This window comes from Novosphingobium sp. PhB165 (genome assembly GCF_004341845.1).
Lineage (GTDB): Bacteria > Pseudomonadota > Alphaproteobacteria > Sphingomonadales > Sphingomonadaceae > Novosphingobium.
Genome location: NZ_SLVB01000005.1, coordinates 166,204 through 181,174, shown reverse-complemented (window position 1 = coordinate 181,174; position 14,971 = coordinate 166,204). Strand labels below are relative to the sequence as shown.

The 14,971-nt window shown below is 62.7% G+C and carries 11 protein-coding genes; 3 read left to right on the top strand and 8 right to left on the bottom strand.

The window, feature by feature from the left end:
• Positions 1–14: 14 nt before the first annotated feature.
• From EDF56_RS15320 to EDF56_RS15305, 4 genes are all read right to left on the bottom strand, one after another.
• Positions 15–1,169, bottom strand: a complete 1,155-nt coding sequence (locus tag EDF56_RS15320) for a hypothetical protein (RefSeq protein ID WP_165912203.1) — start codon at positions 1,167–1,169, stop codon at positions 15–17.
• Between the two features lie 10 nt (positions 1,170–1,179).
• The gene (locus EDF56_RS15315; protein WP_132388922.1) at positions 1,180–3,375 is read right to left on the bottom strand and encodes a polysaccharide biosynthesis tyrosine autokinase; all 2,196 of its coding nucleotides are present in this window, start codon (positions 3,373–3,375) and stop codon (positions 1,180–1,182) included.
• Positions 3,376–3,519: 144 nt separating this feature from the next.
• Entirely contained in the window at positions 3,520–4,920 is a 1,401-nt protein-coding gene (locus tag EDF56_RS15310; RefSeq protein ID WP_132388920.1) for an O-antigen ligase family protein, read from the bottom strand.
• A 64-nt stretch (positions 4,921–4,984) separates the two neighbouring features.
• Complete coding sequence (locus EDF56_RS15305) at positions 4,985–5,254, bottom strand: hypothetical protein (protein WP_132388918.1); 270 nt, start codon at positions 5,252–5,254, stop codon at positions 4,985–4,987.
• A 58-nt stretch (positions 5,255–5,312) separates the two neighbouring features.
• On the opposite strand from EDF56_RS15305, the gene EDF56_RS15300 reads away from it, so the two are divergent.
• Positions 5,313–6,245, top strand: a complete 933-nt coding sequence (locus tag EDF56_RS15300) for a M48 family metalloprotease (protein ID WP_132388916.1) — start codon at positions 5,313–5,315, stop codon at positions 6,243–6,245.
• A 99-nt stretch (positions 6,246–6,344) separates the two neighbouring features.
• Positions 6,345–7,058: a polysaccharide biosynthesis/export family protein gene (locus tag EDF56_RS15295; RefSeq protein WP_165912202.1), complete on the top strand. Its 714-nt coding sequence runs from the start codon at positions 6,345–6,347 to the stop codon at positions 7,056–7,058.
• 14 nt (positions 7,059–7,072) lie between these two features.
• On the opposite strand, the gene EDF56_RS15290 is transcribed toward EDF56_RS15295, so the two are convergent.
• On the bottom strand, positions 7,073–8,080 hold the full coding sequence (locus tag EDF56_RS15290; protein WP_132388912.1) for an NAD-dependent epimerase/dehydratase family protein: 1,008 nt from the start codon (positions 8,078–8,080) through the stop codon (positions 7,073–7,075).
• 227 nt (positions 8,081–8,307) lie between these two features.
• Here EDF56_RS15290 and galE point away from each other — a divergent pair, with 227 nt between their 5' ends.
• Positions 8,308–9,312, top strand: a complete 1,005-nt coding sequence (gene galE / locus EDF56_RS15285) for a UDP-glucose 4-epimerase GalE (protein WP_132388910.1) — start codon at positions 8,308–8,310, stop codon at positions 9,310–9,312.
• A gap of 59 nt (positions 9,313–9,371) precedes the next feature.
• On the opposite strand, the gene EDF56_RS15280 is transcribed toward galE, so the two are convergent.
• From EDF56_RS15280 to EDF56_RS15270, 3 genes are all read right to left on the bottom strand, one after another.
• Positions 9,372–12,560 (bottom strand): autotransporter outer membrane beta-barrel domain-containing protein, encoded by a 3,189-nt coding sequence (locus EDF56_RS15280; protein ID WP_132388908.1) that lies wholly within the window; start codon positions 12,558–12,560, stop codon positions 9,372–9,374.
• Between the two features lie 53 nt (positions 12,561–12,613).
• Entirely contained in the window at positions 12,614–13,564 is a 951-nt protein-coding gene (locus EDF56_RS15275) for an intradiol ring-cleavage dioxygenase (protein WP_243652622.1), read from the bottom strand.
• A gap of 209 nt (positions 13,565–13,773) precedes the next feature.
• Positions 13,774–14,553 carry a response regulator gene (locus tag EDF56_RS15270; protein ID WP_132388906.1) on the bottom strand — a complete coding sequence of 260 codons (780 nt, stop codon included), beginning with the start codon at positions 14,551–14,553 and terminating at the stop codon, positions 13,774–13,776.
• Positions 14,554–14,971 lie beyond the last annotated feature (418 nt).

Genomic DNA, 14,971 nt, shown 5'->3' with positions numbered 1-14,971 from the left:
CAGAGCGGGCTTGGTCAGAGCGGCCGGACGGTAACCGAGCGGATTGAACCTTCGCCGCGACCGGTCATGAGCGTCAGTTGCTGCGAGGTGCAGTCCTGCGCGGGAACGGTGAATTCGTTCGCCGCCGAATGCAGATCCAGATCGGCAAGGGTGCCCCCCTCGCCGGTCGGAGCGAAGCAGGTGACCCTGAGCACGAGCGGACGGAAACCCGCCTCACCCTTGGCGTCCGCGTCGATCGTGACCGCATAACCACCTGCCGGAAAAGCCGCGTTGCGCGTGGCGATCGGACCACGTGCCGCATTCCGATTGGTGTAGCGGATTGCGATACCTGTGCCTTGCGGAACGAACTCTCGCTCCATGCCGTCCACTTCGGGATATTGCCAATCGAACGGGCCGGGAAGGCTGCCTTCGGTATCGCTTCTGAAGGCAAAGTCGTTCGCCTTCGTCATCCGCCCCGCCGCGCAGAGGTCCTGCCACAGGATCACCGCCGCGCCCACTCGTCCTTCGCGGACAAGGCCGGGCAACGTTGCCGAGAGCGCCGCGCAATCGACCCGCGCACCGTGACGGGCCATCGCGCCAACGGTCTGGGTCAGCGGACCGTCCGCCAGCGTTTCTCCGGCCCAGGATATGAAGGCAGTGGCCCAGTTCTTTTCCTGGCCAAGCTGATTTGCGAAAGCCTTGGCGCCGTCCGTTTCGGACAGAAGCTGCGCGGTCATGTCCTTCAGGCGATCATCGGTGATGCCGACGCGCCAGAGGGCGAGGCTCCGCTGGGCCGCTACGCTCCATTCCCGTGACTGGAGCGCCATGACGATCAGCATGTCCTGCGTGAACCGATTGCGCCATCCGCGCTGACCGGCCAGCAGCAACGATTGGACAGCGCCGTTCTCGTCGCCCTTTTGCAACTGCCCGTAGGCCAGCAGGGCAAGTCCATCCGAAGGCACGGGACTGCGGCGTACCAGTTCGCGCGACAGTGCCACACCGGCGGCACTGTCATGGCGATCGTAGGCATCGTCGATCAGTGGTTGCAGCGCGAAGTACCGGAACGGCTCCGGAACCCGGGACGCCACGGCGCTGTCTTGCCGCGCCTCCCGGTCGAGCTGGAGCCCCGTGACTAGGACCGCGGCGATCGCAAACCCTGCGAACCAGGCAGTCTTTCCGATCGCCGCCATCATGGTCAGGTCAGTCCTGCTTTTCGCCGTAGCTATAGTAGTTGTACGTATAGTAGCTGTAATCGTCACCGCCGACCTTCGGATCGAAGCGGTTGAGCACGACGCCCAGAATGTTCGCCTTGATCAGGGCAAGGCGGCGAAGCGCCGATTTGACCGCACCGCGATGGAATTCGAGTGCGTCGATCACGAACAGCACGCCATCGGCATGGTTGGCAAGCAGCGCGGCATCCGACAAGCCAAGCAACGGCGGGCAGTCAAGAACTACGGTATCGAACCGCTTGCGCGCTTCTTCGATGAAGCCATAGAGACCTTCGCCAGCGAGGATGAGCGCCGGATCGGGCGGCATCGGCAGCGCCGACATGTAGCTGAGCGTCGGCACGTTGGAGCTGTAAACGGCGTCGTCAAAGCTCTTCTGGCCCGTCAGCACATCGGCAAGGCCGGTGGCCTTCTGATCACTCATCACACGGTGAAGCGTGGGACGGCGCAAGTCGGCATCAACCAGCAGCACGCGCTTGCCAAGCTGCGCGATATCGCTGGCGACAGCACGGGCGGTCGTCGATTTACCTTCCGATTCCCGCGAACTGGTGACCATCAGAACGTGCGGCAAGCCAGTGGCGGTCGAATAGCGCAGATTGGTGACAAGCGAGCGATAGGCTTCGCTGACCTTCGAGCGACGGTCTCCGAAATGCGCCTCGACATCGCCATCCTTCTCGAGCGGGATAAGCCCGAGAAGCGGCATGCCCAGCTTGCGCTCAACATCGTCGGGCGAGCGGATCGTATCGTCGAAGATTTCGCGCAGGAACACTGCACCGGCCGCGACGATGATGCCAAGCACCAGCGAAATGAGCACATTGATGAGCAATCGCGGCGAATAGGGTTTGGTGGGAACCTCTGCCTGATCCACGATCGTCAGGTTGTTGGACGATGCTCCTGCAGCCGCATTGAGCTGATTGTAACGCGACAGCAGGGTATCATAGAGCGTCCGGTTGGTATCGGCCACGCGCTTGAGCACCGCATACTGGACACCGCGATCCTGCTCCTTGAGCGCATCGCCGCGCAAGCTGCCGACGTGGGCCTGAAGCGAATTCTCCTGTTGGAGCGCTGCCTGATATTCGAGCCAGGCCGACTTCTTGAGCGAATCCGCGATCACGCTGATGCGCTGATCGTATTCGGCAATCTCGGCCTTCTTGGACTTGACCGTCACGAAATCGTCGCGGTGACGCGATTGCTCTTCGGCAAGATCGGCTTGGACCTTGGCCTTTTCGCTGACGAGCGTCGAAATCGCGGGGTTTGCGTTGACTTCGGGAATCGAAAGCGGCGCCGCATTCGCAAGCGTATGCCAACGGTCCTCAGCCTCGATCCGAGCCGCGGTCGCTTTGGAGGCAGCGTCGTTCAGCTGAACGAGCGTGCTGTTGGTAACCGAAAGTACCGATTCCTCATTACCGTTCTCACCTTGGCTGGTGATACGGATGAGCCCAGCCGCGCGCGCGTACTGGTTCAGATCGCGCTCCGACTGCGTCACCTTTTCCCGGGCTTCGTCGAGCTGATCGGAAAGGAAGCGACGCGCGTAGGACGAGCTGTTGTACTTCTGGTCAAGATTGCGGTCGATGAAGCGCTGGCCATAGAGCTGGGCCAGCTTCGCGGAATAGGCGGCGTTCCGGCTGCTGACACTGATCGAGACGATGCGGCTGTCCGGCGGAAGATCGACACTCAGATTATCGAGGAGGGCCTCAATGGCGACTTCCTTGCGAAGCTGGTCGAGAGTTTTCTTGCCGCCGACTTCGGCGAGGTCCTGTTCGGTGGGGAATTCCACGCCCATCGCCTCGAAGAACGCAGGGTCGCGATTGAGACGGCCGCTTTCCACAACGCTCTGCGCCAGCGAACGGCTCTGGATAATGCCGACCTGGGTCTGAAGGAAGCGATCCGTATCCTGGACGTTGTTGACCTTTTGCAGGTCCGTGCCTTCGATGATCTGATCTGCCTGATCTTCAATCAGGACACGTACCTGAGCACTATACTTGGGAGCGACAAGCAAAGTTATAATAATGCCGAGCACCAGAACAGTGGCGATCACCCCTGCAATGAGAGCCCAATTGCGCCGCATGGCGCCCATTACCATCTTCAGTATGGCAGTCAGATCCGGGCCCGTTTCCTCAACGGCGGGATAACCCTCCAGATCGTCCCTATCGAGATATGCGTCACTCAAGATTTCTTCCCGCCATATATTCTGTTTCGGTTCATGACCGAACGAGACCCATCACTCGCCCCGTAAGGGCTGCTTCCGACAACCACCGGTTGCACGGCTTGGATAATAAAACTTCGCCTGATCAGCTGACTGCCGCGTCAATCTTCAAATGCGATCGGGCAGGCCTCCCTCATGCGCAGACCTTCCCTCTCGCGTGCCCAGAAGCAACGCGAACATTAAGGCGGCAATGCACAGCAAGGTCTGACTCCGCAAGGGGTAGTCAGTGAGCGATTGAAGCGCCAGCTGTACCAACACGCCAACAGCGGCAAGAGGCACACCTCCGTGCCGCGCCGAAAAACCGAGCGTTGCCACGGCAACCATCCAGCCGCCGATCAGCAGAATTCCGATAATCCCGGATTCCAGTGTGACCTCCAGAAAATCGTTATGCGCGCGGCCGGCGCGGCCGAGGCTGACGTTTTCAAGCGCTTCATCGACCTGGAAGACTTCGTCGAACGATCCGATCCCCGCCCCAAGCGGCGAATAGCGCTTGATAGCCACGATCGTGTCTGCCCAGATTTTCGGGCGTTCCTCATCCTCTACGGAATCGAAACGCGTCAAACTCTGGTGGACACGCTGATTTCCGCTCAACAAGAAACTTCCACCCCCAATCACCAGCGCCACGGCGAGCACCGCTCCCACGACCATCTTGCGGCTATGGGCAGCCCCCCTCCTGATCCACCAATTCCATATTGCGACCAAGGCCGGAACTGTCAGAAGCGTCATGCTTGAGCGAGACCCCGTCAACACGACACCAATCACAAGAAGGATCGCGACGGCTACTGAACCAAGCTTCCATACGGGTCCAGCCCGATGCCACGGAACCGCGCCGACAAGTGCAACAAGGGCGATACCCAGCATGAGACCGGCGGTATTGCGATTGGCAAAGGTGCCCTGCAAGTTCCTGGATCCCGCGACTTCGTCATAGAAAACCAGCAACCGATTGTTCGTCGCAAGCTGTTGGGCTCCAAGCAGCATGACGATAATGCCGGCGACAACCACCGCCTGAAGCATCAGGCGCTTCTGCCGTTCCGGAAGATCCCACGACAGGACCAGGATCGCCAAAGGAGGCAAAAGAGCGAAAAAGGCCATCGCCGTTCGGTTGACGCTCAGCGTGAACGGGCGCCACGCGCCTTGCACCCCGATCAGGTCATAGGATTGCACCGCCAGGTCGCGCCCCGGGAGGGACTGCCAGATCGCAGGCGGCAAAGGCACGAGTTGCAGCAAAGGCAACAGCAGCGTAGCTGCGACAAGAATGACAGGCATTCTCGGAGCTTGCGCAAAAAAGGCAAAGATAGCCTGCCGGTTGAAGGCAAGCACGGCAAGGCCAGCCAATTGCACAACCAGATTGGCCAAACCCGCAGCGGATCCCCCACCCCCGAAAACGAGTGCGACGAGAAGCAGCAGGACTGCATACCCGGCCCGCCCCTGCGAGATAAAACCGACCGATGGCGGCCTTTTACGCTTTGTTCGCGACCCGGACAGAGCGTCACCTTTGTATTTGATCATTCAGGACATAAAAAATCCTGCCCCTGGATTTCTCAAGGGCAGGACTCTTACGAAGTCAGGCGAATCAGACGCCGTTCGACTTCGGATTCGAATTGCCGCTGGTGGCAGCCACGATACCGCCGATAGCGGCAGCACCACCAAGAGCGGCAAGCGCATAGACGCCGGCTTCAGCCTTCTGGCGGCCCTTGACGGCAACCGAGCTACGCTGGCCAACGCTCGACAGGCTTGCACCCTTCGGAAGCGCGGCCGAAGCTGCGGTTCCTGCCTGAGCGGCCATCGGAGCGACGATCGCGCTGGCTGCGGCCACGGCCACGAGCACATTCTTCAGCTTCATGTGTCCTCCTTGAACAACTATAGACGAAGTGTCCTTTCTGGATGTACCGCCCTGCACAATGCAGCGCAATCGTATATCTGTGTTTTTCCGTAGCCTTGCGCTTCTCGCCGCCTCTTGCGGGCTATTCATCGCAAAGGGTCATGCAAATGCGGCGGAAGCTCCCTGGCCGGTCGCGATTCGGTCCGAAATGGACCGACTTGCGGACGTTGGATTCAGACTGAACCTGGCGGCCGCCCCTTTATGCAGCACCTCCGCAGCAGGCACCGGAATCGTCCTGGACCATATCGAAGCCTATTCGCCCGCGGACCGTGACGCGGTGCGCGCGTTGCTTTCCATGACGGACGCTCCGCAAATTGCAGCATTGGCCATGAACAGCCCCGCATCGCGCGCCGGTACCCGGGTTGGAGACGATATCCTTGCGATCGACGGGCAATTGACCAGCGATCTCCTTGCCGCATCGCCGGATCGCTCCATCTTCGCGGACGAACTTGAGACACGTCTTGCCCTGACACCACCCGGCAGGATGATTCACCTATTGTTGCGGCGGGATTCCAGGTCATTCGAAGTGGAGATTGCGCCCGTGCGGACCTGCTCCGCGCGCTTCGTCATCAAGACGGACAAAGGTTTCGATGCCTTCAGCGACGGCAAAAACGTCGCCCTCTCTCGAAAACTGATCGACTTTGCCCGCAACGACGATGAACTCGCGCTAATTGCCGGCCATGAACTGGGCCATATCGTCAACAAGGACGGTGACGCCCACTCTTTGGGAGAAAGGCGCAATATGGAAGATCGCGCCGATCTTCTGGGAGCGGACCTTGCAAGATGTGCCGGATACGATCTTCAGGCGGGCGTCGAGTTCTGGCTCCGCCGTGGCAGGCAGGACCCCTTTCGCATGTTTCGCGCGCCTACCCACCGCAAACCTGAGGACAGGGTTGCTCTGATGCGGGAGAAGGCCATGACCGGGCCATGCCCGCCAAATGAGGTCAAGTGAGCAGGCACTGCTTGGAAACGAAATCCCAGACCTTGCGTGCGCCCCCCCGCCCGATTACCCGGTGACCAAATGCGTTTAAGGCCATGGAGACCCTCGAAGGTGCACAGTTCAAACAAGGCCCTTGTTCTTACCCCCCTAATGGTCGCGGTCTCTCTGACCGGCTGTACCGCCACGGCTACACATAATCCCGCGCTTCCTGTAGGCGAGGCTGCCTATCAGGTCATTCCCGCCACTGTCCCCGCTCCCAGCGTCTATACGATCGTGCCGCGCGACGTTCTGCAGGTGCGCGTCTACGGCGAGCCGGACCTTTCCGTCGAAAAGGCCCGGGTGGACGATGCCGGCTTTATCCAGCTTCCCATGGCCGGACAGATCAGCGCCGCCGGCCTGAGCGCGGACGAGTTGACCAAGCAGGTCACCGCAGTGCTGGGGCGCAAATACCTGCGCAATCCGCAAGTCGCCGTCTCCGTGGACGAGGCAGCTCCACGCTACGTCTCGGTCGAGGGCGAAGTGAAGATGCCCGGCGTCTACGAGCTGACCACGAACACCACGCTGCTGGGCGCATTGGCCCGCGCGCAAAGCCCGCTCGTTACGGCGAAGCTGGATCAGATCGTGATCTTCCGCACGATCAATGGGCAGCGCATGGCCGCACGCTTCAACGTCAAGGACATTCGTACGGGCATCAGCCCCGATCCGATCGTCATGGACGGCGATGTCGTCATGGTCGGCTATTCGCGGATCAGCGGAGCCTGGCAGGACTTCCTGAAGATGGCGCCGATCTTCAATATCTTTGCAGTCGTGGCCACCCGGAACTGATCCGGGTCACTCGCTCAATCCGGCAAATAGGCCCGATACCATTCCACGAAACGCGGCACGCCCACTTCGATGGGCGTGCTGGGCGCATAGCCAGTATCCCGCGTCAGCGCGGTGATATCGGCATATGTCGCGGGCACATCGCCCGGCTGCATCGGCAGCAGCCGCAGTTCGGCCTTCACCCCGCAGGCGCCTTCCAGCACTTCGATCATCCGCATCAGATGCTCGCTGCGGTTGTTGCCGATATTGTAGAGCGCGTGCGGCTTGACGCTGCCGCCGGCCTTTGCCTGCCCGTCATCCGCCGGAGGCCGGTCGAGGCAGGCGAGCACGCCGCCGACGATATCGTCGATATAGGTGAAGTCCCGGTACATCTCGCCGTTGTTGTAGACCTCGATCGGGCGACCGGAGAGCATGCGCTCGGTAAATTTCCAGAGCGCCATGTCCGGCCTTCCCCACGGCCCGTAGACGGTGAAGAAGCGGAGGCCGGTCAGCGGGATGCGGAACAGGTGCGCATAAGTCTCGCTCATCAGCTCGTCCGCCTTCTTGGTGGCGGCATAGAGCGAGACGGGATGGTCGACGCGGTCTTCGACGGCGAAAGGCAGCTTTGCATTGCCGCCGTAGACCGAACTGGAGCTGGCATAGACCATGTGCGCGACCTGCCGGGTGCGGGCGATCTCCAGCATGTTGACGTGCCCCGCAAGGTTGGAGGCGACGTAGGCCTGCGGGTTCTCCAGCGAATAGCGCACGCCCGCCTGCGCGCCGAGGTGGACGATCGTGTCGAAGCGATGCGGTTCGAGCGCGGCCGTCAGCGCCGCCATGTCCGAGAAGTCCAGCTGATGGAACGTGAAAAGGTTGCCATGCCGCGCGGTCAACCGGTTCCGCCGGGCCTCCTTGAGCGAGACCGGGTAGTAATCGTTCATGCTGTCGATACCGATTACCGGCGTGCCGCGCGCCATCAGCGCTTCGGCAACCGCCGCGCCGATGAAGCCGGCCGCTCCGGTGACGATCGTCGGGTATTGGGACAAGCTGGAAATCTCCGGTCTGGTGCCATCGGGGCCGGACGGTCCCTTCACGAAATGGCATGGTGGAGCAAGCCCCGTCGCTTGAACAGCACCCGCTTGCGCCACGTCGGCGCGAATCGTTGCATTTCAATGGCAGCGGAAGCGTTTGACGCAGTGCAACACGCACCATATCGAAACGGCAAATCATGCAAAGGCCGGCCGCGAAGCCCGGCGTGAATGAGCGGAGATCCATGACAAGCAAAGTCCCCGTCCTCGTTACCGGCGGCGCCGGCTACATCGGCAGCCACGCGGTCCTCGCGCTCAAGGATGCGGGTTGGCCAGTTGCCGTGATCGACAACCTGACCACCGGCTTCCGCTTCGCCATTCCCGACGGCGTGCCGCTCTACCAGGGCGACATCGAAGATGCGGACCTGCTCGCGCGCATTTTCGCCGAGCAAGGCACGAAAGCGGTCATGCACTTCGCAGGCTCGATCATCGTTCCGGAATCGGTGGAGAATCCGCTCAAGTACTACCACAACAACACCGCCAAGAGCCGCGCGCTGATCGATGCGGCGGTGAAAGCCGGCGTCCCGCACTTCATCTTCAGCTCGACTGCGGCGACTTACGGCATCCCCGAAGTCTCGCCGGTGACCGAGGACAGCCCGAAGCTGCCGATCAATCCCTACGGGATGTCCAAGCTGATGACCGAGATCATGCTGGGCGACGTGGCGAAAGCCCATCCCCTCAATTTCTGCGCGCTGCGCTATTTCAACGTGGCGGGCGCCGATCCGCAGGCGCGCACCGGCCAGTCGACGGCGGGGGCGACGCATCTCATCAAGGTCGCGGTCGAGGCGGCGCTGGGCAAGCGCAGCCACGTCGGCGTGTTCGGCACCGACTTCGACACGCCCGATGGCACGGGCGTGCGGGATTACATCCACGTCTCCGACCTTGCCGCCGCGCATGTCCTCGCGCTGGAGGCACTGATCGCGGAGCCTGCCCGCTCGCTGACGATGAATTGTGGTTATGGTCAGGGCTTCTCGGTGCTGGACGTGCTCGACGCCGTGGACCGCGTCACCAACCGCACGATCGAGCGCCGCCTCGAAGGCCGGCGCGCCGGCGATCCGGATTCGCTGATCTCGGACAATAGCCGGATCAAGGCGACGCTGCCGTGGGTGCCGAAGTACGCGGACTTGCCCACCATCGTCGAACACGCGCTCGCCTGGGAGCGCAAGCTGGGCGAGCTTCGTCCTGAATAAAACGGAAAAGGCGTGGCCGGACCGAAGTCCGACCACGCCCGCAGCCGTATAGGTTTCCGTCAGAACGCGACGCTAAGCGAGGCGCGTGCCGACAAGTCGGTGGACCAGGTGGTCTGCTCCGCCCGGGCCGAGATCTTCCAGGTGAAGTCGTAACCACCCGCCAGCATCGAGACTTCGCCGATCCATGCGCCCTTCAGGCTTTCCGGCGTGATCGTGAAGCTGGAACCGGCGTCGTAGGTGTCGCCGCCGTTGAAGTAGGCGGTGGTGCTGCCAAGCTGGCCCGAGATCACCTCGCGGCGGCCGGCTTCCAGCTGGAACGTCAGCGGGCGCCAGTCGGGCGAGATCTTGCCCAGCGAATAGGCGGCGGTCACGGTCGGGGTGACGGTCGTTTCCTTGCTGGTGCGGCTGTCGACGGTCAGCGCCATGGCCTCGCTGGTGCTGGTTTCGCTGTAGCCGTTCTCCTTCAGCCAGTACTGCTCCAGTTCGATCTTGGGCTTCAGGCTGAAGCGGGTCGAGGCCTGGTACTTGTACGAGGCACCGGCGATGCCCGAGATCAGCCAGCCGTTCCACTTGCCGTTGGCGGTATCGGTGAAGTCCACATCGTCCACCGTGCCGGTGAACGTGCGCTTGGAATCGACCGAAATGCGCGAGCCGCCAATGCGGGCCCAGGCCATGATCGGCCCCTTGGCCGTGCGCCAGAAGGCGCCGAGGTCATGCTGGCCGGTGCTGAGGTCTCCGGTTCCGCCATTGTCCTTCACCGTGCCCTGCAACCAGGCATAGGACACGCCGAAGTAGCCGAGATCGGTGTGCTTTTCGAAGCCCGCCGACAGGCCCCAGCCGCTGGTCTTGTAACCGGCGGTGCTGCCCGCGTCCTTGCTCGTGCGCCAGTAGACCGGCTCGAACCAGCCGCCGACATCCGAGATGGTGAACATCGAGCTTTCGTCGGAAAGGTGCTGGGTGACGAGGCGGTCGGCGCTGGTCACGGCATCGAAGACACCTCCCGCGTGGTCAGGCAACAGCGCCGAAACCTGCGACTTCAGCGTGGCCGAATCGCCGACCTGGAGCAGGCTCTCGGTAAGCTGGGTATCGTTCTGCGCGGTGGCATAGATCGCATCCCAGGCCGAGGCCTGGCTGCGGGTCAGGCCCAGCTCGTCGGTCGTCTTGCGGGCGATCGTCAGGTAGATGTTGTTGGCATCGTTGCTGACGGCACCGTTATAGATGAACGGCAGGTTGGTTTCGGTGGAATCCAGCGTTCCCTGCACATTGAGGTTGCCTGCGGTCAGCACGGTATAAGTGCCTTCCGCTTCGCCGAGCGCGGTGACCGTCGCGGTGATCTTGGCGCCGTCCGCCAGCGTGGCATTGGCCACGTTGAACAGCGAACTCTTGCCCGCCGCCGTATCGATATAGACGCCGAGCACGCCGCCAGAATTCACCGTGAGTGAGCCGAAGTTGATCGTCTCGGCCTTTTTGGCGGTCAGCGTCGCGCCGCTGTTCACCGTGACGCCAAGGTTGCCCGCGTTCGTGAAGCTGCCGGTATAGACCGACGAACCCGACAGCGTCAGCGCGCCGCTCTCACCCGCGAAGTCCATCGTGCCGGTGAACGTCGCGGAATCGGCGAGCGAGGCGGTTCCCAAGCCGGTGCCGAAATAGACGTTGCCGGTGTAGACGCTCGTGCCCGACAGCGCGAGCGTATCGTCACCGGCCCCGAACTGGGTGGCGCCGGTGATCGTGCCCGCAGAGGCACTGAGCGTGTCATTGCCGGAACCGAACAGGATGTTGCCCTGAATGCTGGTGTAGACGGTGGGGTCGGTGGTGACCTTGTTGGTCGAGAGGTAGGTGGCGCTCGCCTTGATATCGTCCGAATTCATGTACTGGTTGATCGTCACGCCGGTGGTGTTGGCGGACAGGTCGATCGCGGTGAGCGTGTCCGTGCTCGAACCCGTCGCCTTGATGAAGCCGGTGTTGTTGATCGTCGTCAGCGTGCCCGAAAGGTCCTGAAGCGCAACCGCCGTGCCCGCGCCCGGCGAGGTGATCACCGCCGAAATCGTGCCCGAGTTGTAGAGGCTGGCCGCCGTGCTGCCGGCGTTGATCGTCAGGCCATAGGCTGCCGTATCGTACGTCGTCGCGTTGACGGTGCCGGTCACGCCGATGCCGTTGGTCAGGTTGACGTTGCCGCCCTGCCCGCCGATCACCACGCCATAGGCATTCATCTTGGAATAGTAGGAGTTTCCGGTCGCCGAACCGTCGATGGCCAGCGAGTAGGTGCCCGAGTTGCTGGAAACGCCGCCCACGGTGATGTCGGTAGCGCCGCCGACCTGCAAGGCCGGCGAAGTGCCGTAGGAGGTGATCACGCCGGTACCCTCGCTGGCATCGGCCACGCCGTCGCCGTCTTCGTCGGGATTGGAGCTGTCTTCGTCCACCGGCGGGGCCGCGATATAGATGCCGCCTGCGACATTGCCGTCGATTTCCACGGCAGCCTTGCCGGTTTGCAGCGCCGTGCGAGACAGCGCGAGCGTGGCGCTGTTGTCATCGGTGAAGGACGTGGCCTGCGAAACGGTACCCTGTACCGTGACCGTGCCGCTGACATCGCCCTTGACGACCAGTCCCTGCGCGCCCGCGCCGACGACCGATACAGTGCCGTCCACCGTCACGTTGCCGTTGACCGCCTGGGTCGAGACGCCCACCGAATTGTCGCCGGTCACCTTGATCGTGCCGCTGTTGACGATGTTGCCGGTGTAAGCCGAATCGACGACGATGCCGCCCGAATTGAGACCCTCGACCGTGATCGTGCCCGCGTTCGAAATCGAACCGCTGGTGGCACCGCCCGACAAGACGTGAATGCCGTAACGATTGCTGGCCGATGCGATCGGGCCGTCGGCAATGCCGTCGGCCACGCCATTGGCGTCTTCGTCGGAGGGCACGAAGTTCTCGGTTACCGCGATCGTCCCGGTGGAACCCACAGTGACAGTCGCGTTGGTGCCGGCATTCACGGCCACGCCCGTCGCGTTATCGGCGCCGCCAACCGCCAGCGCGCCTTCGACATCCACCGTGTTGGTGCTGTCGGCCGTCACGGCATTCCCGCTCGCCACCGTGATGGTGCCGCCCGAAGCCACCGTTACGTCGCCCGCGCTGGAGGTGACCAGCGGCGTGGTGGTCGCAGTGGAAACGGTGGTGGCGGCAAGCACCGGGGTCGCGGCCAGAGCCAGGACCAGCGCGCCCAGGCTGGTGGACGATTGCAAGGAATTCATATGGTTATCGCACTCTTTTACGGGAGGAAAAAACAGGAGCGGGCGCCCCCGGGTCAGACGGCGATGCCGATCAGGGCAGAGCCGGTGTAACCGGAGGAAACCGTGCCGGTGAGGCTGGGGGTCATCTGCGCGAGCTGCGCGGAAGTGTTGTCTCCGAACACACCGTCGGATGAGAGCGTGATCGCGTTGTAGTTCGCGATGCTGGCGGTGTAGCGGGAGTCGCCGGTGAAGACGGCGGTGTTGATCGCGGCAGGCATAGCCAGCTGCGAGACCAGGCTGGCGGTGCGGCCGGTGCTGGCGGCGGTAAGGCCGCCGGTGAAGATCTCGAAATGGATGTGCGGCCAGCGGCCCGAGTAACAGGCAGGATAGATCGTCGTGAACGTGACTTTGCCGTCGGCATCGGTCACCTGAACGCCGCGCAGATAGCTCTCGGTCGTCACCCCGCTCGAATAGAGCGAGTAGCGGCCATAGGCATCGCAGTGCCAGACATAGATGGCCGCGCCCGCGATCGCTGCGCAGCCGTTGTTCACGTCCACCAGTTGCAGCGTGATCTCCAGCGGCACTCCGGTCGCGGTGGTGGTGGAACCGATAAAGCTTGAGCGGATGTCCGAACGGACGATCCCGCTGACGGTCAGCACGTTCGATGTCGATCCGCTCGCGGTGTTGGTGCCGTCGGCGGGATAGGGCCCGTTGGTCTCGGTGGGATCGGCGATGCAGCTTGCGCCGGACGTCCCCCCGGAGGTGGAACCGGTGCTGGAGGTCGAGGATGACGTGGTGGAACTCGATCCGCTCGGCGTCGAGGTGGTGGAAGCGGCCGAGCCCGTGCTGGACAGGTTCGACGCGGAATCGTCACCGCCGCCACATGCGGCCACCGTCACGGCGGTTCCGGCACTGGCAAGGAAGGCAAGCGCACGGCGCCGAGCCATGAACTTTTCGGAAATGACATCGATGTCGTGGCTCAGGCCGCGATCATGCTCGTCCTGCTCCGGCCCCTGATGTTCCAACCCAACCTCCCTCGTGCAGGCGCTGTGGTGACCGTTGGTCGGCCAGACAGGCGCTTGCAGGGGAGCAGGACTGGAAGCTCGCGTTTGCCGCGAGATTTCAGTCTGATTTCAGGGTTGTATCGGGGTGTTACAGATTGTCGCGAAGTGTCTCAGGGATCGCCGGGAAACACGCCTCGGGCGCATTACCCGGCCATTTCCTGGACCGATTCTCAGGCGACCACGGACGGCACGAAGAGATAACCTTCGTTGCGCACGGTGCGAATAATGTCACCCCCGCCCTCGCCGTCCGAAAGTTTTCGGCGCAAGCGCGAGAGCTGCACGTCGATGGCGCGATCATAAAGCTCGCTGTCCTCACCGCGCGACCAGTCCAGAAGCTGGTCGCGCGTCAGCACCCGGCGCGGATGTTGGGCGAACGCGCGCAGCAGGCGGAACTCGCCATCGGACAGCGAAATGAGGCGATTCTGCGGATCGAACAGCAGCCGCAGGCCCAGATCCATGCGCCAGCCGGCGAAGCGCAGCACTTCGCTGGACTGCACATCCCCGTCGAGCGGCGGCCGCTCGTCATTGGCCGCCACGCCCGGCAGCGTTATCGCCTCAACGATACCGGCGGCAGGCGCACCATAGGCACGCCGCCTCAGAACCGTGCGAATGCGGGCCAGCAATTCGCGCGGATTGCAGGGCTTGGCCAGATAGTCGTCGGCGCCCATTTCAAGGCCGACGATCCGGTCGACGTCGCTGCCGACCGCCGAAAGCATGATAACCGGCGGCGCATCGGGGCCAAGCTGGCGCAGCGCCGTAAGCCCGTCCTCACGCGGCATCATCACGTCCAGCACGATCAGGTCGAAATGCCGCTGCGCCAGCAGCGTGCGCATGGCGTCGGGATCGGCCGCGGTTTCGGTGGCGTAACCGTGCTTGCCGAGAAATTCGCCGATGAGTGAGCGAATGCCCTCGTCATCGTCGACGATGAGGATGCGAGTTTGCAGGTCCATCGCAGGATGTTCTAGGATCATTGCAGCACGATAGAAACCCCGTGTTCCACCCACATTTCAATACATATTTCAGTCGCGCGCCGGTCGCCGCCAGATTGCAACAGGATTGCAACCTCGCTGAAATCGCGAAGCAAACTCCAGCCCCGACCTAGCTCTTCATGAATAGTCGAGTTCGCCAGGTTCTGCCTCGGGCGACAGGAGGCTTGGACAACATGGCATCCCCCGCCAGGTCCGCCGGCCATATTCCTGTAACCCGAGAGGCCGGCAACACCGTCCGTCACGCCACCGCCAAGGCGCCGGACGGTGCCGGGACCATCGGCGTCGCAGGTCACGTAGTCGCACCCGCCCTGCCCGCCGATGGTCCCGGATCATTTCCGCCCGAATCACGCCCTGACGACACGGTTGGTGTCAGTTCAGC